Origin of the sequence: Bifidobacterium sp. (genome assembly GCF_022647885.1) — a bacterium.
Taxonomy (GTDB): Bacteria; Actinomycetota; Actinomycetes; order Actinomycetales; family Bifidobacteriaceae; genus Bombiscardovia.
Window position 1 is genome coordinate 2,263,350 of record NZ_JALCLM010000001.1, and the last position, 24,109, is coordinate 2,287,458.

The 24,109-nt window shown below is 48.7% G+C and carries 13 protein-coding genes and 1 tRNA gene; 3 read left to right on the forward strand and 11 right to left on the reverse strand.

Annotated features, from left to right (window positions below; genetic code table 11):
• Positions 1-13: 13 nt before the first annotated feature.
• The 7 genes from LKI20_RS09520 to LKI20_RS09550 form a co-directional block, all read right to left on the reverse strand.
• A complete protein-coding gene (locus LKI20_RS09520; protein ID WP_291773136.1) occupies positions 14-1,057 on the reverse strand; it encodes a glycosyltransferase in 1,044 nt (347 codons plus the stop codon).
• 61 nt (positions 1,058-1,118) lie between these two features.
• The gene (locus tag LKI20_RS09525) at positions 1,119-3,344 is read right to left on the reverse strand and encodes an RICIN domain-containing protein (protein WP_291773138.1); all 2,226 of its coding nucleotides are present in this window, start codon (positions 3,342-3,344) and stop codon (positions 1,119-1,121) included.
• A 101-nt stretch (positions 3,345-3,445) separates the two neighbouring features.
• Positions 3,446-4,072, reverse strand: a complete 627-nt coding sequence (locus LKI20_RS09530) for a hypothetical protein (RefSeq protein ID WP_291773140.1) — start codon at positions 4,070-4,072, stop codon at positions 3,446-3,448.
• 73 nt (positions 4,073-4,145) lie between these two features.
• Positions 4,146-6,344, reverse strand: a complete 2,199-nt coding sequence (locus LKI20_RS09535) for a DUF7657 domain-containing protein (protein ID WP_291773142.1) — start codon at positions 6,342-6,344, stop codon at positions 4,146-4,148.
• A gap of 109 nt (positions 6,345-6,453) precedes the next feature.
• Complete coding sequence (locus LKI20_RS09540) at positions 6,454-7,431, reverse strand: glycosyltransferase family 2 protein (protein ID WP_291773144.1); 978 nt, start codon at positions 7,429-7,431, stop codon at positions 6,454-6,456.
• A 114-nt stretch (positions 7,432-7,545) separates the two neighbouring features.
• On the reverse strand, positions 7,546-8,790 hold the full coding sequence (locus tag LKI20_RS09545) for a UDP binding domain-containing protein (RefSeq protein ID WP_291773146.1): 1,245 nt from the start codon (positions 8,788-8,790) through the stop codon (positions 7,546-7,548).
• Positions 8,791-9,027: 237 nt separating this feature from the next.
• Positions 9,028-14,319 (reverse strand): metallophosphoesterase, encoded by a 5,292-nt coding sequence (locus tag LKI20_RS09550; RefSeq protein ID WP_291773148.1) that lies wholly within the window; start codon positions 14,317-14,319, stop codon positions 9,028-9,030.
• Positions 14,320-14,731: 412 nt separating this feature from the next.
• Here LKI20_RS09550 and LKI20_RS09555 point away from each other — a divergent pair, with 412 nt between their 5' ends.
• Positions 14,732-15,817, forward strand: coding sequence for a glycerol dehydrogenase (locus LKI20_RS09555; protein ID WP_291773150.1), 1,086 nt, complete (start codon positions 14,732-14,734; stop codon positions 15,815-15,817).
• 150 nt (positions 15,818-15,967) lie between these two features.
• On the opposite strand, the gene LKI20_RS09560 is transcribed toward LKI20_RS09555, so the two are convergent.
• Both LKI20_RS09560 and LKI20_RS09565 read right to left on the reverse strand, forming a co-directional pair.
• A complete protein-coding gene (locus LKI20_RS09560) occupies positions 15,968-16,852 on the reverse strand; it encodes a MurR/RpiR family transcriptional regulator (protein WP_291773152.1) in 885 nt (294 codons plus the stop codon).
• A 136-nt stretch (positions 16,853-16,988) separates the two neighbouring features.
• Positions 16,989-18,239, reverse strand: coding sequence for a pyridoxal phosphate-dependent aminotransferase (locus tag LKI20_RS09565; RefSeq protein ID WP_291773154.1), 1,251 nt, complete (start codon positions 18,237-18,239; stop codon positions 16,989-16,991).
• 364 nt (positions 18,240-18,603) lie between these two features.
• Between LKI20_RS09565 and LKI20_RS09570 the strand changes: the two genes are divergently transcribed.
• Both LKI20_RS09570 and LKI20_RS09575 read left to right on the forward strand, forming a co-directional pair.
• Entirely contained in the window at positions 18,604-19,422 is an 819-nt protein-coding gene (locus LKI20_RS09570; RefSeq protein ID WP_291773533.1) for a glutamate ABC transporter substrate-binding protein, read from the forward strand.
• Positions 19,423-19,558: 136 nt separating this feature from the next.
• A tRNA-Ser gene (locus tag LKI20_RS09575) sits at positions 19,559-19,643 on the forward strand.
• Between the two features lie 575 nt (positions 19,644-20,218).
• Here LKI20_RS09575 and LKI20_RS09580 read toward each other — a convergent pair.
• Both LKI20_RS09580 and LKI20_RS09585 read right to left on the reverse strand, forming a co-directional pair.
• Positions 20,219-22,534 carry a TIM-barrel domain-containing protein gene (locus tag LKI20_RS09580; protein ID WP_291773156.1) on the reverse strand — a complete coding sequence of 772 codons (2,316 nt, stop codon included), beginning with the start codon at positions 22,532-22,534 and terminating at the stop codon, positions 20,219-20,221.
• Positions 22,535-22,560: 26 nt separating this feature from the next.
• Positions 22,561-23,811: an MFS transporter gene (locus LKI20_RS09585; protein ID WP_291773158.1), complete on the reverse strand. Its 1,251-nt coding sequence runs from the start codon at positions 23,809-23,811 to the stop codon at positions 22,561-22,563.
• Positions 23,812-24,109: the final 298 nt, after the last annotated feature.

Sequence of the window (24,109 nt, forward strand, 5' to 3'; positions counted from 1 at the left end):
CCCAAACGTCTGGTTATCGAATGTTGTAGACTACCTTGCCAATGATGTTCAGCAGCCAAAACTGACGCATCTTGATCAGTGTCGAGAGCACTGATTGTAGTGGCTCAAACCGGAAGGTCGAAACATTTCGTAGAGCGCTTTTGAATCGTTCCCGTCTCAATAGCTCTTGGAAATCCGCTCTCCTTTGACGATACGAACGCGGATTGTGTATATGCATCGGGCCGAGATACACGCAGTACAACAACTCCCACAGCACTCGGTATTGATAGAGCTCGGCGATATCCTTCCGATCGGGATAGAGCCGCCCGATGATATCCTCATACGCATTAAGCGTGTGCTCCACATTCTCACTGATCTGCGGACGGTAGCGATGACTCTCTGATTTGACCGACCAGCGGTAGTAATACAGGGTGTAAGCGATCCTCATGGCCTTGCGGACATGCGCAAGGACCTCAAAGTTGAACACCACATCTTCTTCATGGGTGACCTCATTGCGGAAGGTAAGTCCGTATCGCTGCAAAAACTCGCGTCTGTACACCTTCGCCCATGGAGTCGGCAATACCGAGTGGGGTATCAGTGGATGGTTATCACGGAATCGGTTGATGCAGTCGGATTGCAGTTTAAGGATATCGTTGGCGTGAAGGACCTCAGAATCCCTGACCTCATTGCCCTCCTGATTCGGTGCATTATCTGAGAAGCGCTCATAATCGAAATACACGATATCGCAGCTCTCATCGGCGTATTCATGAATCGTCCTGACGGCTTGCGCGGCAAGAATATCATCATTATCGATAAAACAAATCCACGTTCCCCTTGCATGCGGCAGTGCTGCATTGCGAGCCGCAGTGATGCCCTGATTGTTCTGCGAAATCACATGGATGAAGGGATGCTCCGAAGCGTAGTGATGCAGTATGTCACCACTGTCATCGGTGGAGCCATCATCGACGCAGATGATTTCAAAGCTACCGTCATCCTGTCTGACGATGCTGTCGAGAGTGGCTGACAACACCGCCTCAGCGTTGTACACCGGCATAACAAAACTGATCGTGCAATTCATATCACTGCTTCCTCCAGCTAGCTGGACACATCGAAACCGGCACTACAGGCAACGCGATCTCTCATTGTTTCGTCAATACCCATTGTTGTGCTTTGGTACCGTTCGAAGCATACAGGGCGACAAGCGTCCCATTGGAAGTTTGCCCCGCATGCGCATCCAACACATACGATTCATTCACAGCAGACTTGATGGTCATCGTGCCGTCTGATTTTTTTGTCACTTTCCAAAGCTGTGCCTTGGACCCGTTAGCGGCATACTGATCTACAACGGCACCTTGGAAAATCTGTGCACCTGCCACGTCGAGCATCTTACTCGAATTCACGTTCTGAATACTGACATATCCTTGGCCTTTATTGACGATCCTCCATTGCTGGGCCTTGCTCCCGTTCGTCTGGTACAAACTTGTTCTTACGCCGTTCTGCTGGTTTCCCCCGGCAATCTCCACCACAGCGTTGTTCTCATTGGACGTAGCGATGGAATAGACACCGTCGGAGATGACGTCGCTCTGCTGTGAGGAAGAACTTGATGAAGGCTGTGGCGAAGCGGTTGGTTGAACGGCGGACTTCTCAACGGACCACTGCTGAGCAGAAGAACCGTTCCCTGTGTAGATGGTGAGCGCTTTGGAAGATGTTGCGATACCGGATGATATCTCTATGAACTTCCCTGAATTCAGGTTATAGAAGGACAACATGCCGTTGCCCGCAACACGCAGCAACCAACGCTGAGCCTGCGTAGCATTTGATTGGTATTGTTGCAATGCCGTGCCGTTCACCGTGGCACCTCCCGGAATTTCAACCATCTTCCGTGAGTTGACATTCATGATTTCGTAGACACCGTTCGCGATCTGGCTGAATTGGAAACGTTGTGCCGCAGTTCCGTTCTTGGCGTACAGACGGATCGCCGCCCCATTGCTGGTTGAAGCACCGGCTATATCAACGACGAGGTCCTTGTTCAAGGCGGTGGCTATCTGTGTGGGAACATTCACAGGCAGTGAAGCTACTGATGCAAGGGCGAATTGTTGGGTAGACGAGCCGGAGGGAGTATCGATGTTCAATGCCGTCCCATTCGCTGAAGATGAATTGTTCAGGCTCAACGCCAGATTGCCAAGTGCGGATTGAAGATAGTATGCACCCCCGGACGCCTGCCTGATGAACCAGTGCTGAGCCTTCGAACCATTTCTGGTGTATTGCCGAATAGCGGTTCCCGCCGTCGTCGAAGCCCCCGGAACGTCGAGCACCATGCCTGAGTTGGCATTCACGATTTCATAGCTGCCATCGGACTGCCGGTAGAAATCAAACTGCTGAGCCACGGACTGGTTGCCGCTGTATAGCTGGATCTTGGTACCGTTAGTTTTGCTCGCGCCAGGAACATCCAGGCTGGACGTGTAAGCCAATGCGGAATTGACGTAATATCGCCCGTTGCGCAGGTTCACCAATGTCAGATTCGGCAGAATGGGTCCGGCTTCTGCCGTGGGGTCTCCGAACCAGTTGCCGTAGTACAGGAAGAAGTTCCTATTTCCATAAGACGAACAGCTGTTTCCCTCACCATATCCAGCACTGAGTGCGGCCTGATTAGGTCTGTATGGAGTGTAGTTATACAGACCTGCAGTCGCTTGGTTCTTGATCACCACCGTCGAGCTTCCACATGAGACTTTCGGATTCCAATAGATGGAGTTCGTACCGACCCTGTACTGGTAACTGGAGGGATTCGCTTTGTACAACTTATACTGCCGTGCAGCGTTGTATACCTGATTGAAGAAGCCATAGTACTGGCTGTCGCATGCTGCCGTATCCGGGCATCCGAATCCCATTGCGGTTTTATACCGCCATGGGCTTGGCCACGTATGCGTAACGAGCCCATTTTCTTTTTGCAGCAGCACGATAAGCACCTCTTGGCTGACACCACAACTGCGTGCGACACCATCGATTATCTGAGCGGCCGTTTGCGTTTGATTACCCGAGTATCCAAGGCAATACGAGTCTTTCGCCTTGGTGGAGGTAACTGTCTTGTAGTTCTTCAAACAGACAATCGTCGATGGTGCGGAATCATATTCCGGGTGGCATGTGGGAACCTGCTGGTTCAGAAAGGTCTGGACTTCAGCGGCCGTCATGGCATTGAAATCATAGAATTTCGAGTCCGAAATAATGTAACCAGCGTTGAAGTTCTGAGCGCTTACCGATGCTGAGGCCTCTTGGGACATCGCCAGACAGGTAGACAACAGCAGCCCCACGGCGACCAGGACTATGGCGATATCCGTTCCGACTGAACGTAACTGGCGTGATGGCAATGCTTGATCCTCCCATAGCCCCTCAGCATCTCTCGATGCCGCCTATGATTCCGACACGGTCCCCGCTGCATACAGCAGTGAAAAGCTCAAGACCTGTAGGTCTAGCTTATATGCACTGTCTGAGGAGATGAAACACCATAAGCGGTCTTTGAGCTGTAGGAAAGGGTAATAACCCAATCGCCCGATCCAAGTTGGCTGCTTGGTATGCTCAGTTCGCCGCAGGCAGTCGTTGTCGCATTGACCTGCGACGCATGCATGACGATCCTGGTTACCGGGTTCTTAACCGCCGTAAGCGTACAGGTGCCTCCGCTCTCGACGATATTGTTGACGGCCCCGTTCACCGAAATACCGGTACCGCCCGCATCCCACCAGGTGAGTTGCACCTCAGCGACGACACGACCTTGGGAATCGGTGCTTTTCGCCTGACTGGTGGTATCCCTGGCGACTCCATCGCCGGGATCATTCACATCCCGACTGCTGCTGGCGCCGGAGGAAGCCTCGACAGTGGCATCCGAGAAAACGCTCTTCCCTGTGTCAACAGCTGTGGATGATGCTGCCGTCTGCTGGGAGGTGCTCTGCGAAGTCGACGATTGATCCTGAGTGCTCGCCGTTATCTCCGATTGGTGCGCGCTCCATGAAAGTTCGCCCCAAATAAAGAATGCAACGAGCAACAGCCCTACGATCACAACCGTGACGATCATCACTACTTTTTTTCGTTTACCGCTCATAGCAACAACCTATCCTAAGACTTTCCATGAAAGAAGCAGACCATCCTCACATCCAGAGACTCTCACATTAGTATTATCGTCCTTCGACGATCTCATAAGACGTCAATCCTGAAATGGTACTGCCGATCTTACGAACACTGAAATGCTCATATGTGATGTGCTCTATATCTCCTGCGGCTAATATGTACCGTACACCGATCCGGTGGAGTTGCTCCAGATTCAGCACGGCATCGATTCGATCGGGAACGGTGACCGTCAGCATTTTTTCATCCTGCTGAAGGGCCCTGTCAACGAGCATCACGTTCATATATGCATACCGATTGTATTCCTGCGCATAGGAACCGTTCTTATCGAGGATCTTCCACATCTGCATATTTGGTGTGACGGATAATGCGTTGCTCGTTGGAATCCCATTCGCAACCATCAGCTGTGCCAGCAAACTGCTCTGCCCTCCTACCACGATCCACTGGCCCGGCGTGCCTCGCTGTATTGATTCAACCTGTTCGATAGCGGGCTGCCCTGTCAAGGGACTTGCCGAATACTGAATAGGATTGACCGATATTCCCGACAGCACCAGTAATGCGACTGAGAACAGTGTGCATATCCGTGCAAGTACTTTGAACCTCGTGATCAGCGCGCCTGCCGTGACGAGCGAGAAGACGACCAGCACCGCAAGGGAGATGTATCCCAGATAGGCCTTGTACGCGAAGAAAGCCCCAAAGGCCTGCAATAGACATATGACCGTGACCAGCCCATACAGCACATAGTCGCGTGCGCCGAATTCCATATGAGAAACCGCGCGAATCAGGAGTATCACGTTGGCCAGCTCGAACATGACCAGAGCACGGCGAACCGTGGTGTGGGACATGCCCGTGACGGCTGCGATTGATGGCGGAAAGCCTATGAATATATAGAGTCCGAGGAAGGCGATGATCACCAGCAAGAGCATTGCCAGTATGTCTTTGCCCTTACCTTTCACCAGATTGATACCTGCAAGCACGATGCCAAGAGGGAAGAACGTGACAAATGACGATGCCTCGGTCGAATTCCCACCGGAGGCATGGGCTGTCGCGACAAACTCTCTGAAGGGGAAGGCCAAACCGGACATGGTGGAAAACAGCCAGGACAGCTGACCGCCACCTCCATTCGATTCACGGCTTCCCGGGTATACGGTATTCATCGTTGCCTGAATGGTCGGCAAGGATGAACGCAGCACAGTCAGCATCAGAGCTGAGAAGATAAGCACTGTCACTACGACACTCGCCCAATCCCACGGTCTCATGACGGTCGTCCCCCAATGGGTGACGATGAGCCAGACCACCAATATCAGAAGAATAAAGATCAGCGGGATCTGCCAGGCCGGATAAAGAGTGAGTATGAACATGCCTGCGCACAACATGATGCCCAAACCCAATGCGAAGCGTTTCCACTCCTGGTGGGTCCGCAGATACAGCGAGAACAGCAGCACTGAAAGGAAAGCGGCGATGATCATTTCAACCAAGCCGTTAACCGCATACCACCACTGAACAATAGGGGCGCATGCCACCAACGCCGCACCTATGAGCGACAGCCCTCTATGCTCCTGAACAGATTGCGATTCTCCAAGTTCGTTCTGTTGCCCGCCAGACTTTGTGATCAGAAGAAAGAACTGATAAGAGACTAGGAATAGCACGACAAGCCGCGCAGAGGAGTAGAACGCCAGACCGCGTTCGCTGCCCAACAAGAGGTAGCCCCAGTGGAATGGTCTGAATATCTCTGCTGCGGTCCAGACAGGAGCGTCCTTGATGATGAACATGTCTGTGGCCCGATTCCCAAACAGCGTGGAGAAATAGGCGTAATTGTTATAACGCTGGGAGAAAGCCAAGGGCGTGTTGACGATGAATTCATCACTTCTGATGGATCGAGGAGTACCGAATACCAATCCGTTGCCCGCAGACTTCCCAAGTATCGCATCCCAGTATCCCAGCGATGAATTGTTGATGTTGAGAATCACGAATAGCGCGATAATCAATGCACCTATGAGAAAGCGTCTGCGATGCAAGCAGTCGTTCACCTTATGCCAGCCGAAGATCCACCAGGAAAAAACCAACGCACACACCGGGGCGGCCAGAATCCACCTGATCGCAACGATGTACAGGGACTGGGTGTCGGCAAGCTCGGTCTGAAACAAATATTTCGAAGCCGCAGGATAGATAAGGACGATGGCACTTGCGCCTAAGGCTGTGCATACGGCAAGCAACAGCGGTTTCAAGTAACGCTCAACCACAACCATATTGTGTCGTCTTCTATAGGCGTGCATCGACTCCCCTAGCTCCCCTGTGAGAAATCACCACCGAAGCGTGGCCACACTCGTAGCTTCCAACGTCAGGCCGGACTTCATCCTAATTGCGGAATTGCATGAACATATTGCTATCGACAATGAAACGCTTCCTGTCCTGTTCAGCAAGCACATCCAAAATAATGCCGGTGACCACCATCAGGATACCGAGGAGCATTAGCAGCACGGACACGATCAGGGTCGGAAAGCGCAGGACCAAACCGCTTCTCCAGAATTCAAACACTACGGGAAGGAATATGCCAAAACCCCAAATACCGAAAATCACACCCAGAATACCGAAGAAAGGAAGCGGCTTGTATTCACGAATCATATGGAAAATGGTCGAAAGCACCTTAATACCATCACCGAAGGTATCGAGTTTGCTTTCTGAGCCTTCGGGCCGGTCCCGATATTGCACAGGCAACTCATAAATCCGCACATTCTTATCCAAAGAATGTATCGTCATTTCGGTCTCAATCTCAAAACCCTTGGAGAGACAGGGGTAGGTCTTCACAAACTGCCGAGAGAAGGCTCGGTAACCGGTCATGATGTCCCGCACATCGGAGTGGAACATTGCATTGATGGTCCATCTCACCAATTTGTTGCCAAAACCATGAAAAGCGCGTTTGTTTTCTTCGAAATATGTGGAACTCAATCGGTCGCCGACGACCATGTCATAACCACCGATGATTTTTTTCACCATTTCAGGTGCGCTTTCAGCCGGATAGGTATCATCACCATCCACCATGATGTAAGCGTCAGCGTCAATTTCGTTGAACATGGAACGTACCACATTGCCTTTGCCTTGTCGTGGTTCACTTCGCACAACCGCACCGGCATCCGCGGCGATCTGGGCTGTATCGTCGGATGAATTATTATCGTAGACATAGACCGTTGCGAGCGGTAACGCTCTTCTGAAATCCCTGACGACTTTCTCTATCGTTATCGCTTCGTTAAAGCAGGGGATAAGCACTGCAACATCCGATACCTCTGACTCCTTACTCACATATTGGTCAGGCGATTCACCCTGCACAACACTCATCCACTATCTCCCTACCGCATTCAAAATCAGCTACGCAGCTTTCTCTCTCTATTCCAACAACATCCACCATGATAACGACAATTCAGTAGGTGCACAGCCACACCAGGAACCTCCTCAGTCCCTCTTGAACAAATCCCTGGTATATATCTTTTCTTCTGCACCAGCCAGATCTGTATTCCAACGGTTGGCTACAATCACATTGCTTCGGCGCTTGAAGTCTTCAAGATCTTTGGTGACCTCACTACCAAAGAACTCATCGTCTTTCATTGTCGGTTCATACACGAGAACCGTCACACCTCGCGCCTTGACCCGCTTCATAACACCTTGAATTGCAGATTGACGGAAATTATCTGACCCTGATTTCATCGTCAACCGATACACGCCAACAACCGGATTCTCAATACCTTGGATGCGCTCTTCAATCTCGGTAGCAATGAAGTCTTTACGAGTGCGATTAGCATCTACGATTGCAGAAATGAGATTCTGCGGTACTTCGGAGTAATTAGCAAGCAACTGTTTAGTGTCTTTAGGTAGGCAGTAACCACCGTATCCGAAACTGGGATTATTGTAATCTGACCGGATACGCGGATCAAGGCAGACACCGTTAATGATTTCTCGTGTTGAAAGCCCGCGACTTTCGGCATAAGTATCAAGTTCATTGAAATATGCGACTCGCAACGCTAAATACGTGTTAGCAAAAAGCTTGATTGCTTCAGCCTCAGTAGTACCCACGACAAGTTCCGGGATACCCTGGCTACCATCATCATTATGACGCGAGGACTCAGCAGGGTCAGCTCCCTGTGCCAATAAATCAACAAAAGTATGTGCCGCTGTAACGGCTTGTTGGTTGTCAGTCGGAGCACCAAGCACAATACGCGATGGATGCAAATTGTCGTAGAGTGCATGACCCTCACGTAAGAACTCCGGCGAAAAGAGTAAACGCTCGTCACCAAGACGAGTGCGTAAATGCTCAGTGTATCCAACAGGAATGGTGGACTTGATAATGATCCAAGCTGTCGGATTTACTTCGCGAATAGCACTGATTGCTGCTTCCACACTAGAAGTATCAAAGTAATTTTGCTGCGAATCATAATTGGTCGGGGTCGCAACCACAGCAAAATCTGCACCTTCGTAAGCTTCTTTTGGATTCAGCGTGGCCGTAAAACCGAGGGGCCGTTTCCCTGATTTGTCGTCGTCAAGGAAAGCTGTAATCTCTGTATCTACAATGGGACTTTTCCCATTATTGAGCATTTCAACCTTTTCGGGGATGATATCTAAAGCGTGCACATCATTGTGTTGCGCCAGCAGCAATGCTACCGATAACCCGACATATCCTGTACCAGCAACCGCGATCTTCATTAATCCGTCCTGTCCGTTGTTGTGTTGTCGGTTTTTGGCCCAGTATGTTCTACTATCACCTAATAACCGACCTGCTCTTTGCTCTACCCGCCACAATACTCAGGTGATGGTAATTAGATACAAGTTACCGCTAAGTTTTGTGCAACATCTACAATGAGGGCCATGTTCAACATTGGTTTGTATCACCAACGAACATGACCCTCTTGTGTAGCTACAACTTGCAGCTTGTTTACTTGTCTACTTGTTAACCGCCTTAAACCAGCGCAGCCCAACTCCGCATAATGCTAAGAGCACTATGGCAGCTACGATAAGTAGTGAATTCGTTCCAGTCTTTGCCAGGCGCTCTTGCAATATATTTGTCTTCTGTGTTGCAAGGGGTTTGGAATCCGAATCTGTAGCGTTACCTTTAGCTGCGCTGTCACTACCACTACCACTACCACTACCATGCTGAGTAGTGCCACCAGAGTGCCCAGTATCCGATCCAGCTCCACTCTGACCATTGCTACCACCACCATCATTATCACCGTTCGAACCATTATCTTGGCCACTGCCATCATTATCTGATGATGAACTCTTACCGGTCGCAGAAACGTATGACACCCGTGTAGTAGTCGAGCCTCCAAACTGATTAGTCACCACCGCATACCACCCGTGTGTTCCTGCTAGTGCATCTTTCCACGTTACTGTTGCTGTAGCAGCATCTTCAGCGTCTTCGACAAGAGTCTTGTTTTCTGAGCTCAAGCCTCTCACCAAACCACTGCGCTGTTGCGCCGCACTGCCTTTCGCAGATATAGCTTCGTTTGTGCCGATTAACGCGCTGCTTTGCAGATCTGCTGCAAAAGCATCGGTTGACAGACGCTTTTGTGAAGTTTCCGCTGTTTGCGGTTGAATGCCCAGCTCTGTCAAATCCACGGTAAATTGCTCATACGAAGGTTTGAAACTCGAAGAGGCTACAGTTTGTGAACCATATTTCTGAATGGAAGGCGAGTATGTTCTCACTTCCATTGTGGCATTCTTCGTATTCACATGCATTAGTCTCAGGAAGCCCATACCACCCTCGTCCATAGCCTGATAGTCGAAGAGCAGATTCAGCACATTGCGATCAGTTTTGCCGTCCCCATCGGAGTCGATTCGTGACACCGTCTTTTGTGCACTGTGATAATGACCGGAGAACACCATCTTCACATTGTCGTTCGGAACCACAACGCGTTTGTATATATCTTGAGGGATGAGCCCAAGACCACCAGAAGCGAGCAGATACTCATGGAAGTTCAGGATTGCTACACGATCAGGGTACTGCGCTAATACCTGATTCATCCAGTTGATTTCATCATCCTCAACACCCCAACCAACTGACACGACTATAAAGTCAATGCCACCTGCAGAAATCAGGTCATAGTGACCGCGGTTATCCTCAAAGCTTCCGCCATACCAAGGGTTCGATGAATATCGGCTTGCACCGAAATGCTTGGAATAATTGACGTAGTCTTCGCTTTTGTGATCCACATCGTGATTTCCAGCGAGCACACCATAAGGGAACTTGGCGTCATCCAACTTCTTGTACTGTTCATCAGCCCGTTCCCACTGCTCTGGAATCTCAGCGTTATCAACGATATCCCCAGTGTGGAAAAGATATTGAATGTTCATGGCATTCTTAGTTTTCAACAACCAATCGTGGATATTTGACTGATGTTGGTAGTAACCATCATTGTCATAGTTCGCGTTGTAATACTGAGTATCAGATTCCCAAGCGAAGGTGAAGTCATAATCGCTGCGTGCAGTGTCATCCTGCGAAATCGCATCATCATTCATGGTGACCACTGGATTGCCATCAGCACCGTTTATTGTGGAAGTGGAATCAGAAACAGGACTTTGCAGACCGTCAGGATTGGTGTCTTCTGTGTCATTTTCACTCAGATTCCCCGCCGCGAAACCTGCTCCATTCTGTACGACGACTGACATCTTGCCGTCAGCGACATGATCCGTGTTTGCCACGCGTTGCGAAATACTGGCATTACCTTCGCTGTCGGCACTCACTCTGGACACTTGATCCCACGCACCAGTGCTGGTGTTTTTAACGAAAGCGTAGATATCAGCACCAGCTTGTGCGCTCCCACTCCAACGCAGCGTGATCGCAGCATTCGCATCCTGCTCATACTGAGAGGGAACAGTCACCGTGAAGGATTGATATGGGAAGCCACTATCTGTAGCAGTCGTTTCTATAACCTTCCCATCTCCAGCCGCATCCAGTTTCGCAGCGTCACTCTCAGCAAGCGATTCTGAAGATGCATCCTGTGCCAAACCAGACTGTTTGGTAGTCCCCGTGGTGACACTTACCTGCTGCTGATTACTTGGCTTATATTCCTCACCTGCATAGAATGCCACATTCAACTTATCGCCCGAATTTCCCTTTGCAGTGACGCTAAGCGTTGGATCAAGTTTCTTCGTGCCTGCTGTACTATCTAGCGAAAGTATCGAAGGATTTTCGGCATATGTGGTAAATGTGACTTTCTTGGTGGTCTGGTTACCAGCGTTGTCTGTGACATTGAAAGTTACGGTATGCAAACCAGCGGAAAGCTTTGCAGACGATGTGTCATACGGCAGCGTGATGCTGGTTGCTTCACCATCACCATCGCTCAATGTTGCGCTTAGAGCACCTGACTCCCCTGTCGCAGGGATTCCCGATGTTGCATCCTTCGCGGTAGCGTTGATGACCACGCTTCCCCGTAGCACATTTCCATCTCCACCTTGGGCAGTGAGTTCAGGTTCGATAGTGGGTTTGGTGTTATCAACGATGACCTTAGAGGTAGCGCTACCACTCTGCGATTGTGCGGTGACAGTGTGCTCCCCATCACTTTGCTGCGTAGTGTTCCACACATATTGTTTGGATGTCACTGACTTGGAGTCGATGGTAAAGTCAAGCCGAATATATTCATATTGACCAGCGGAGTCCCCTATTTTCAGCTGATTCGTGGCATTACCCACTTCATCGGTAACATCTTTCTCGCTAATCGTTCCCTCAGTTCCTGGACTCACAGCAGCTACAGCCTTACTGGCTTTCACATGAGTACCGTCAGGAAGAACCAAACGAATATTCGACGCTAAATAGTTATCTGCATTTTCTGAATTCACGGTTCCCGCAGCATCCAGAATGTCGGTGGCACTCGATTTAGTACCAGCATTCAAATACAACGAAAGGGTATTGTCATGAATCTGTTCAAGAGGAACTGGGAATGAGACAGTTTGAGTGTCACCGTAGGTGCCATCGTCAAAACTCCCTATCACATTGTCTTTCCAATCATCCTCAGTAGGAGTACCAGTGATGGTCGTTTTCGTAGTGAAAGAGTTGAAGAAGAAAATGTCAGTCTGCGTGATTTCTGCTGCGATATAGGGCTCTGATTCCAGCGAGTCTGTTGTTTGTGAAGATTCGACTGCTGTGCCATCAACTGCGAGTGCAGGCATATCGTTACTGTCGGTTCCGGTACCTCTGAGTGTCACTTTGCCACGTAGGAACTGACCATCCTTAACGTTCAAACGCACAGCTGAATCTGTGTAATCGCTACTGGTGATAGTTTTCTGACCACTGTTCTGTACAGGATTGATGCCATCTGAAACCTCGAGGTAGTATTCGATAGCTTGTACTTTAACTAGGTCAATCTTGTTTTCTGTGTAACTGTATACATCGCTACCAGCGGTTTTAGTGAGATTGTGAGCAACAACATCACTTTCACCCTTATGTCTGGTGTATAAGGTGACCCTGTTAATCGCCAAAGACGATGTAACTTCAAAAGAGTATTTCACATCCTGATCGGAGCTGAAACTGGTGGGGGTAGTGTCCACCACGCTTGGAACTTGAGTTGCCGAGGGGAAAGCATATGACGTCGCACGAATATCGTCGCTCTGCACAGATCCCGGCGTTGGTGCCTGGTCACTTCTGACGATTTTCGTTTCGTTCTCACCAGCAGAATATACATATTGCAGTGAATGCGTATCCCCAGTCAGATTTTTTGAGGCGTTCACTGGATAACTTGCGCTCGACACCAAGGTTTTCGTCTTGGTTTGAATTTTGATAGCACGAGCAGAGTTGTTTGCCATTCCAGCGGATTTTATCTCAAAGAGATTCGCGCCCATGGTGAGTGACTGATCACCACTAAGCCCAAATGCCTGGTTGAAGTCAGCATCAGTAAGAGTGTCGTTAGGACCATTCTCAATCCAGAACACTACAGACTTACCAGCAGGAATGGTGATATTACTCTGCTGAGCTGGCCACTCAACATCACCCGAATCCCCTTGATCTGGGTAGCTATAATACAGCGTGTAATTATTGGAGAAGTCGATTTGCTTCTCTGATATGTTAGTGACCTCAATGAACTCGAAACCATCAGAACCACCGACGTTTTTTGTATCCGGCATAATTTCGGTGATAGCTAGAGGAACTGTTGCTTTCCCATAAGTATTCTGTTCTTGTGGTGTCAGTGTGATTGATGCACCAGAACCAATGGTACGAACTCCATCCAGATCGGTTGCCACGAACTCATAATCCACACTCGTTTTTCCAGTGAGTGTCCCAGCAGGAATAGTAAAGGACCATACATCACCGACCTGCATACCATCGAATGTGGAATCGCTAAAGTCTGTATCCACATTAGTTTTAGTAAAGAGACGCACCGAAGCAATATTTGTCAAACCGTCGGAAGAGCTCACTTTGGCTTTCACATTGATGGCTTGGTCATCTCTCAGATTATCTTGCGATATCGATGCATCTGTGACTGTAACTGTGCGACTTTCCGCTTGAGGCCAACTCTCTGGAAGCTGACCGCTAAGCACACTTCCAGGGCTAGCAACATTGCCACTCGACAGAGTTCCCACGCCCTGAGCATCATAGGTGTAGTTAAGCGTGGTATCAGTCGCGCCGCTGCTGGCATAGCTCACCGTATTGGTAGCTTGTGTGGATTTTTGTGTGAGAACCAAACTCCTCGCCGAACTATTAGCCATTCCTGCACCTTTAGAGATGGTGAACAGATTTGTTCCCATGGTCAGTTGTGGCATATTTTGAGCTTTACTCTGCCAGAAATTGCCGAAATCCTCTGCCGTGGTCAAACGCGGGCTAATGCCTTCCATATTTGCGAAAGCGTAGTTATCCCAAAGAACAACAGTCCCATGTGCAGGTATTTGTGCATCTTTAGTCGAATCTTGCGCCGCATTGTCGAAAGCTTCTGGCGTCCAGTCCACGTTATTGTATTGCAGACTCAAATCACTGATATTCACCGCTTTGGAACTGACATTGCTCAGCTCAATATATTCACCGATATTGACGGATACGCTGCTGCCGTCACTGCCGGTATACGAGCCATTACTCGTTTTCACAGCCAGCTCGGTAATAACCACTGGCATTGCCCCTGTAATGCTCGCACCACTCGCCGTGGCAGCCTGTGCCTGAGTGGATACCAAGCCAACTGCGACGCTCATGCTTGTCGCAAGCAGCACTGCTGCCATACGACTCATGAATCTTCCCAGCTTCGTTTTCATGTCATTCCCTTCGCGTCTCTGCAAAACTCCCTTTGGCGCAAGGTGATACTCCACTCGTCGAGGACTGCGCCCATTGAACCGAATTCACACTATGAGAAGTGAAATAATCACACGTCAGCAGCGGCAGAGATTTCATCCAGTGTTGGTGTATCTTCATGCTGCATTCATCTACACTTCACTGATGAATGCTTAGTGTTTCTAAGGTTTTAAGCCTTGCATATCACACTGTTCATGCCCTGCACGTCGAGATAAACTTCGAAACAACCATGAAATCTTTCACTCCATGCACAGTCATCGATCTCTCAGAATCACTTGAAACGCAAGTTATACTTGAAACTAGGGTTGGGGCCTCATCACCAAGAAACGGCCATAGCCGCCCTCAGCACACCAGCGATTCGAAGGAGAATCACCCATGCGAAAAGTACTTTGCTCACCAGGAAGTTATATACAACAAGAGAATGCACTCTCATCTCTTGATAAGGAATATAAAGGTATTGGTAGCACAGGAGCATATTTACTCGTTGATCCATTCATCGACGAGCACTACCACGACACCATCGTGTCAAGTTTTGAAGAAGCAGGGACCAACTACCGTATCGAGGTATTCGGCGGAGAATGCTCCGTCGAAGAAATCGACAAGCACCGCGACCAGTCCGATGACTACGACACTCTTATTGGCATTGGCGGTGGAAAAACTCTAGACACCGCTAAAGCTTCTGCCCATTTCGCAGGCAAACCGGTGATCATCGTGCCGACAGCCGCATCCTCAGATGCACCATGCTCGCGTCTTTCAGTGGTGTACACCGCCGACGGCACTTTCGACCACTATCTACCACTGCCCAAAAACCCCGAGGCAGTCATTATGGACACAGAGCTTATTGCCAAAGCACCTGTAAGATTTTTGGTTTCTGGTTTAGGTGACGCCTTCGCCACATATTATGAAGCGGCGGCTTGCGTGCAATCCTCTGCGCTCACAATGGCCGGTGGACACGCGACTAATGCTGCGTTCGCCTTAGCTCAGCTATGCCACGATACCCTACTAGCAGACGGAGTGAAAGCCGTAGCTGCTGTACGCAAAGGGGTGAGGACTGCTGCGCTAGAGAACATCATCGAAGCTAATACACTGCTCAGTGGCTTAGGTTTTGAAAGCAGCGGTTTAGCTGCAGCGCACGCAATACATAATGGGCTCACAGCGCTGGATGGCACTCACTCTATGTTGCATGGAGAAAAAGTTGCATACGGCACACTCGCACAGATGGTTCTCGAAAACAGCGATATCGAGGAATTGCGTGAAGTCTACGCCTTCTTCCGAGAGGTTGGACTGCCTGTATCTCTGGAAGATATCGGTGTTGCAGATGCTAGCGATGAGGATTTGCTGCAAGTGGGACAGCTGGCCTGCGACAAGGATGACACCATGGGCAATATGCCCTTCGAAGTAACTCCTGCCGATGTTGCCTCCGCACTGCGAGCAGCCGATGAGCTCGGCCGGACGTTGTAATTCTGTTCTACTAACAGATATTCGATTTTACGGATATTACAGATATATCGTTGATCGACCGCTGCTGTGTGGCTAGTGCAAAGCATCTTTGCGAAATCTCATGACTAGCTACACAGCAGACCGAAATCCACCCTTAGCAGCAACAGTGCGTTACATGTTCTTCTTGGCATACACGTCGAAAAAGTTCAATAAATCTTCTTGCTGTTCCAGATGTTGACGAGTGCTGTCAATATCCGCCACAGCAACATCGTTGGTCAAAGCTTGCACTATCGACACTAAAGCTGTCATTGATGAAAGAACAGCTTCACTGTCAGTACTCGCTAGCAGTGTGTAATCGGCAAACTCGGTTAACGGACCTAAAACTTCGTCAGTTATAGCAATCACCGGCACACCATGTTTCCGGGACCATTCGGCTACTCTGACTGTATCTTTACTGCAAGGTCGTGTCGCAATAGCCACAACACAATCCGATGAAGCAAGATTTCGCAGAGCATCAATATGTGATGCTCCGCCCACCGTTAGATCCTCAACGTCGGAACGAACCAGTCCCAAGAGATATACCAACATTGAGGCCACAGACTGGGATTGCCTCAAACCCATCACCGATACATGTTCAGCGCCGCTGAGAAGCGAGACCACGTTATCCCATAATTGTTCGTCGATTCTTGCAAAACTGGTGGTGATAGCGGAACTGTCTTGGGCAGCCAACACTTCACGTTGAGACATACGTGCCGCATTACTATCTCGATCAGGAGTGCCAGCGGACAGAGCGCTATCGCCATGCGTAAAACGCCATAACATTCCAGAGTGATTACTAGCCAAAGCTCTGCACACACTTCTGAGCTCTGAATATCCTTTAAGTTCCAACGCTAAGGCAAAACGCGAAATAGTGGACTCATTGATACCCAGGTCTGCTGCCAACACATGAATTGTTGACATAGCAACGCGCTCTGGATTATCCAATACCACTGACGCGAGCGCCTGTTGCGACGGTGTTAAGGACAAACTGCGCAGACGTTTTTCAAACGATTCCAACACATCCGCTGTCAATTTCCCGCTCGCATTCTTAGGCCCCTTAGTCTGCTGATCGTTAGAGGGCAGTTGGGAGAAACATCTGAACTCACAGTAGATTGCTCACTGTGCGTTTGGTGTATCAGTGTTGCCTTCTGCTTCATCTATTAGATGGTACGCCAGCGAACACTTCGTGGACGCGTTCGAGCCCGTCTTTAACACTAGGTGCTTGCAGAGGATCGGCCATCCTCATGGTTTCCATACGAGATTCATCATCTGTTCCGTACATCATTGAGGTCACAACACGAAGGCCCATCCGTTGTGGGAGGTCACCAAATGCACTTCCTGGTAGCACTGCAATACCGAAACGTTCGAAGAGCTCATGGCTGAGGGACTCATCTTCCGAGACGCCTAGGCGATGGGCGAATTCAGAATCGTGAAATGTTGGATAGATATAAAAAGCCCCCGAAGGTTTTCTACAAGATGCCCCTGCATCAACCATAATGTGGTGAATTTCATTCGAAACCCGCTGGTGTAGCTGTCTGCTTTCATTTACCCACTGCAAAACGTCGGATGGTTCACTAAAGCAATACTCGGCCACTGGTTCCAGAAATATCGGCATGCCTGACCAAATCTCAGATGCGGTACCAATTACCTCCTGCATTACTGCATCGCCCCAAGCATTTTGCGGAAAGAGAGCAGCGCCAATTCGCCATCCCCCGAGCGCCATTGATTTGGATAGTCCAGTAGTCACAAATGTTCTCTCTGGGGCAAGCTGTGCGGGGCTAACGAAATTGACTTGATCGTATGCAAGATCGCGATAGATTTCATCCGAGATTATGGCCAGATTTTGTTCTTTGGCAATGTGCACCAGCTGCTCAATGACAGTTCTTCCTGCCACGGTTCCACTCGGGTTATCTGGTGAAGTGAGCAACAAAGTGGTGGGATTTTGGCCAGCACGACGAGCACTGTCAAGTGCTGAAACTAGCAACTTAGGGTCTGGTACTCCACCAGCGCTTTCAGGAGCATCAACCCAAACACAATGTTTATTGAGCATGTGACTTTGAGCTGCATAGGTCACCCAGGAAGGTCGAGACAACACGACATCGCCTTTCAAAGCTTGCAACAATGCGAAAAGCAAAGCCTTGCTACCGGGAGCCATTAAACAATGGTCTGCATCAGCAGGTATCCCACGCCTAGTGAAATATCCAGAAAGAGCATTACGGACAGCATAGGAACCTTGGACGGCAGGGTATGCATTTCTTGCCGAATCCGCAGACAAGATTTTCCGCAGTTCAGGCATCACTGGTAAACCTGCTTCCCCGAAACCTAGATTGATGACTGAACGCCCTTGCGCTACGGCATGTTGCATCATTTCGTTCATTACTAGTGTTGCCGATTTTGCAACCATCGTTGAATCCTTACCCTCGCTGTGCCGTCGTAAACAATGCTTCATATCAGGATGTTGACGATTCCAAATACTCAGGTTGCGACTCCTAACACGATGCATCTAGTCGATACGATACACCAATTTGCATTCATTTTTATTCATTAAAATTCATTAATGCATTATTTACATTTCATTTTTATACTTTTTGATAGTTGGCGCATCAGCAATTGTGGAAATAAGTCCTGCACGTGGTTTCGAAAACCTTATAGTTCACACGCTGCTACGCCGAACATTCCAACCGCATAAGGCGGTCGCATTAACCGGAAAATGGGAGACAACATTGAAGAGAAGCATCAAATTTATTGCTGCAGCAGCAGCTGCACTTATGCTGACACCGTTAGCTGGTTGCGCAAGCACGTCCACAAATACTGCATCCGCCCACACCATTAACATCGGCATCAAATTCGACCAACCTGGTCTTGGATACAAGAATGGCAACACCTACACAGGCTTTGATGTGAGCGTGGCGAAATATGTGGCAAAAGAACTTGGATATTCCGCAGACGAAATCGTTTGGAAAGAAGCACCCTCGAAACAGCGAGAAACATTGCTCGAAAATGGCGACGTTGACCTGGTGTTTGCAACATACTCAATCACCGATGATCGTAAAAAGGTGGTGGATTTTGGCGGACCATACTTCGTAGCTGGACAGGATTTACTGATTCGATCTACTGATACATCAATCACTGGCCCCGACTCTCTAGACGGGAAAAAGCTATGTTCCGTCACAGGCTCAACATCGGCGCAGGTTATCAAAGATCATTACGCGCAGAAGGTGCAGCTCATGGAACAAAGCGGGTTCGCTGAGTGCACCACGGCACTCATTTCAGGAACCGTTGATGCAGTAACTACCGATGACATCATTCTCGCCGGTCTTGCTGCAGCGAAGGGTGATGGTCAACTGAAAGTTGTAGGTAAACCCTTCACTCAGGAGCGCTACGGAGTGGGGATTCCCAAAGGTAAGACTGCGACGGTAACGAAGGTCAATGCAGCCTTAAAAAAGATGGTTGATGATGGTTCGTGGAAGAAAGCTCTCAATGAAGCCACAAAAGGCACAGGGTACACTCCAAATTCCACATACAATCCACCAACAGTATTCGATGCAGCTAGCTCAACGTATGATTTCAAAACCTCACTCAACTAATCAACGAATCGATAAATCAATATAGATTCCCTACACACGCCGAAATATTGAGCATTCATCCCCGACTCGTGGTATCTTATTCAGGTTGCATGATTCGCGGCATGGATGCTCACGCTTCCAACTGAGCCTTGTGCATGGAGGATTCGCCTAGTGGTCTATGGCGCACGCTTGGAAAGCGTGTTGGTGTAACAGCCTCACGAGTTCGAATCTCGTATCCTCCGCAGATGACCCTTGTTTTGTTGAGATTCCAACGATTCAGGGGTTTTGCTTTACCTACAATTAACCCAAACATGTATTACCCAATGTATTACCCGTGGGTATACTTTATGATCCATAAGCCTCGGATTGAATGTTGCAGTCCGAATCTCTCGACCGCACTTTTCAAATTTTTGACTTTCAGATTCAACTCGGATTCAACCTTTATGGGTATCGCAGTATTCTGTGCCTCGATAACAAAATCTGCCTCTGTCTGATTATTCTCTCTGGCTCAATAGCATGGCATAAACTGCTGCGCGATGAGCTGCTGGCACACATGCTGCTCCATCATTGCCCCACTCAATTCCGTGGAAATGGCAGATCCATCCATAACAGCAGCCGGGTCAAATTTCGTGGATAACTTCCAATATGCACATGTTTTATACGTGAAATGTGTAACTTCGCGAAGTAACAGCACAAACGAAAGTGGATAGGTCAAGAGATTTCTTGACCTATCCACCTGCCGAACATCCCAGTGCCAGCTACAAATACAGATGCAAACAACAATATTTCTGGTTAGCAATCTTCTTGAGCTACACACCTAGCCGATCAGCGAAGCATACTCAACCACGATTGATCGTAGATTCACATTAGTGATGGTCTGCGCGTAAGTCACCAAATTGACCGGCGAAGTGAGATCATCATCGATTTTTTTGAGCACCCCGCGTTTTTCCTCATACGGAATTTCAGCACCCTGCAGCTGTTGCAACAACTGCTCTCGTGCTCTACTTTGCTGACGATCATCATTCTCGGGCTTCCCTTCGAAAGTCTGCCCATTAGCCAAGGTGAACTCACCAGTACCGTCGAGAGAGAAAGCATGCAGCTTGAAATGCAGACGCCGTCCCTCAGGAATAATGCCGTCTGGATCCTCTGATTCCACATGGACAATGCCACCACGAATGCTGATCTTCGTCGATGCAATACTCCGGTTAAGATGCTCATACATGACATAGTCATTGTCTTTATTACCATACACATGAATATCAAGGCGCTCTGGAAGGACGTCAGCATTCTGCATAGGATCCGCCGTCATCGGCACAATTGCACCGAGTTTGGCGAAAACTGGAATATTCTCAAGCGTTCGTCCCAAACGAATTGCGGTCTCACCAGTTGTAAATTGGCCATCCAAATTAGTGCTCGACACCATAGTACGGTCAACATCTTCGCGATCTCCTTGATAAATCAAGTCGGTGAAGATATCCATCCACTGGCCTTCGGGCATCCAGGCATCCACGAATCCAACGTTAAGTTTCTTATCTTGTGGCGTGGTAATAGGAGCAACCATCAACTCGCTGCCAAAGAAGTACTGATTCTTGTACAGGTAACTTTCTTCATTATCAGGATAGCGATAGTACAACGGCTCAATGAGTGCGCGGTCTTCGCAGTGAGTGCGTATATTCGCGCTGTCGAGATATGGCACCAATCTGTTGCGCAACCGTAAGTATTCATCCATGTATTCACGAACGTCTTGACGATATTTCCACGGCTCTTTGCCAGAGAATGGGTTATCAGAGCTATGCAATCTATTAATCGGGCTGAATACTCCGAGCTGCAGCCAACGTAAAGACAGTGCAGGATCGAAGCTCCCCCAGATGTGTCCGCCAATATCATGGCTCCACCACGTATACCCGATGTTTGTGGCTGTTGAAGTGAAATACGGTTGAAAATTCAACGAATCCCAGGTAATGACCGTGTCGCCGGAGAATCCAACGGGATAGCGATGAGAGCCAGGACCTGCAAAGCGCGACAGAATTAGCCCTTCACCATCATGCGAACGCTCATTATCAAGAAAATGATAATGATTCAGATTCCAGAGCGGCTCGACTTTGTCTTTGCTGCGGCTAGACCCTTGTTGCCAATCCAACCACCAGAAATCAACACCCTCTTTTTCCATCGGGTGATGAACATCATCGAAATACGCTTTTCTAAATTGAGGATCGTCCAAATCAAAAATTGCAGGCTCCTCTTTTTCAGTATCAAGACCAAGAGCCTTCGCAACAGCAGGGTAGGAATCCTCAAATGCTCTGATGCCACCTGCTGGGTGCGTATTGAGTGAGACATGCCTATGCTGTTTGCGCAGTTCCTGAAGGAAACGCCAAGGATCAGGGAAAAGCTTACGATTCCACGTATATCCAGTCCAAGTACTACCGAAACGAGCTGGAACATCATCTGTTCGATGCCAATCCATATCAATCATCGCAACACTAATCGGTACCTTTTCACAATCGAACTTGTCCATAAGATCGAGATATTCGTGCTGCGTATAACGGTAATATCTGCTCCACCAGTTCCCCAGTGCATATCGGGGTATGAGTGGAGTCTTGCCACTCAAGCGATAGTAATCGGAGAGTTCTTCACGATAGTTTCGACCATAGGCAAAGAAGTAGCCGTCTGCTTCTTCCTGCTGACGATGAACAAAATGATTGTCCTCAATGGCAAAAGAATCCTTGTCATCCAAAAAGGCATATCCATCACGGCTCATGATGCCATCGTCAATCGGCGTGGCACCGTCAACCAGATCCAGAGTCGCGTTGGTACCGCCGAGATTCCCACTGACATGCTCACCGAAATACCAACGACTGTCGTGGAGCGTGTACTGGTATTTAGCATCAATGTGCAAATTGCTTGCAGCAAACTGACCGCCGTCGTAATACAGATGAAAAAACTTGGTCTCAATCTCGATCTCGTGGCCATTTCTGCCCTGTTGAACGTCATAGTCAACCGGATCGAATTCTCTGTTAGCTACCAGCTGTGTTTTTCTATCCTCGAATTGACCGCTAGAAGAGTATTCCAAACGAATTAAACGCTCTGTAAGCAACGTAAATCTGTAGTTGCTTCCTTGCACAATATTGTTCATACCACTCACCCTTTCAAGACCTTTTCTTAGAATTTGACTGTTGTTTTTCTGACGATAACGGTGCTAATAACTGCTATGGCAGCTAATACTATTGCGAAGAAAGCAATGGGAGCACCAGCAGTATTGCCCATAACCCGCTGTGAAAGAGCAATGCCATATGTTGACAAGAACGAACCAATATTGCATCCCACCAGCAACAGAGTATTAGCGCCAGCCTGAGCTTGTGTTGGCACCAGCATCACGATCATATTGAAGCCGCAAATCGTGGTGGCTGCGCAGAATCCAGCTACGAGACTGCCAGCAATCAACATCGCACTATTGGTGGCAAAGTACAGGATCATCAATCCAATTACGTACAAGATGAGGAATGCTGGCAAGGTATAGCCATGCAGCTTCCCGTAAACACGGCCAAAAGCCACGCCTCCCAGAAAACCGCCCAACGTCGCCAAAGAAACTGCGATACTCGAGTCCTGTGCGCTCATGATGTGCTGAGCTATAGCCAATCTGGGGATTTGTAGCAGCACCAGGATATTCACCATCACGATGACAAACACCAAAAGGAACAGCGCAATCGTACCTGGTGTGAAATATGTGGCAAAGCTGACCTTCTTGGGAGACTTACTCTTATCAGAAGTCTGCGCATTGCTCTCTTCAGGTTCAGGTAGCTGTGGAATAACTTTCCAAAACAACACGGCAATGGGAATCGCCAACATATAAATCAGGAATGCACTATGCCAACCGAAGCTCAGCAGAAATCCCACCAGAAGCGTAGCCACCGTAGCACCAACCTGTTCGCAGGCACCTCGATACCCCAACATTCTGGATTCTTCTTCACCCTCATAAAATCTATTGATAATGGTGATAGCTAGTGAATTAAACATACCCATACCAGCACCGAGCAGCATTCTCGAAACGAGAATAAGCCAGTAACTGTTAGAGAGTATAGGTCCAATTCCCGAAACTGCGATGCAGCAAAGCCCCAGAATAATAGCTCTTTTGATACCTATAGCCTTGGATATTGAAGGTGATAATAAGAGAAAAATTAGGACAAACACCTGAGGCACAGTGGCTAAAAGGTTGATTGACGAGTCTGAATGGACGCCAAGAGTTTTAGCCATATACGGCAAGGCTGGCGAGATTGAGGTTCCAGTCACCAGAATAAGCGAAATGCTCAGAATGGTGAACTTAAATAATATCGAATTGGTTTTTAGTGAAGGTGATGTTGACGACATGCCGTTCGAGGCATGAGTCCGTGTCACATCTGCGGATGCTTTCATAGCAATACTCTTTTGTTCTTGTATGGATGCACCGAGCACTAGTCGGTGCGTGTGAACCGCTGTCGCTAAGGCACAACGGCATCATTCGAACGCATATCCACTTCGGGTGGATATGCTCGTAGACATCCTTATAACTTTTCGCACCACAATCGGCTATACGGCATGCGATTATCAGCACTAAAAAACATCAAGGAGTACTAGAGAATTGTGAAAACGGTAAAGTGTGAATGCCACTCTCAGCTATGCAAATAGTTGGAGTCAAATCAGGCACTACATTGAGCGTGTCTCTTGCAAAGAT

Excerpts from the sequence above, each read along its gene's own strand:
- LKI20_RS09550 (WP_291773148.1), bottom strand. The coding sequence starts at position 14,319 with ATGAAAACGAAGCTGGGAAGATTCATGAGTCGTATGGCAGCAGTGCTG.
- LKI20_RS09580 (WP_291773156.1), bottom strand. The coding sequence starts at position 22,534 with ATGAACAATATTGTGCAAGGAAGCAACTACAGATTTACGTTGCTTACA.
- LKI20_RS09520 (WP_291773136.1), bottom strand. The coding sequence starts at position 1,057 with ATGAATTGCACGATCAGTTTTGTTATGCCGGTGTACAACGCTGAGGCG.
- LKI20_RS09570 (WP_291773533.1), top strand. The coding sequence starts at position 18,604 with ATGCTGACACCGTTAGCTGGTTGCGCAAGCACGTCCACAAATACTGCA.
- LKI20_RS09545 (WP_291773146.1), bottom strand. The coding sequence starts at position 8,790 with ATGAAGATCGCGGTTGCTGGTACAGGATATGTCGGGTTATCGGTAGCA.
- LKI20_RS09540 (WP_291773144.1), bottom strand. The coding sequence starts at position 7,431 with ATGAGTGTTGTGCAGGGTGAATCGCCTGACCAATATGTGAGTAAGGAG.
- LKI20_RS09530 (WP_291773140.1), bottom strand. The coding sequence starts at position 4,072 with ATGAGCGGTAAACGAAAAAAAGTAGTGATGATCGTCACGGTTGTGATC.
- LKI20_RS09535 (WP_291773142.1), bottom strand. The coding sequence starts at position 6,344 with ATGGTTGTGGTTGAGCGTTACTTGAAACCGCTGTTGCTTGCCGTATGC.
- LKI20_RS09555 (WP_291773150.1), top strand. The coding sequence starts at position 14,732 with ATGCGAAAAGTACTTTGCTCACCAGGAAGTTATATACAACAAGAGAAT.
- LKI20_RS09585 (WP_291773158.1), bottom strand. The coding sequence starts at position 23,811 with ATGAAAGCATCCGCAGATGTGACACGGACTCATGCCTCGAACGGCATG.
- LKI20_RS09565 (WP_291773154.1), bottom strand. The coding sequence starts at position 18,239 with ATGGTTGCAAAATCGGCAACACTAGTAATGAACGAAATGATGCAACAT.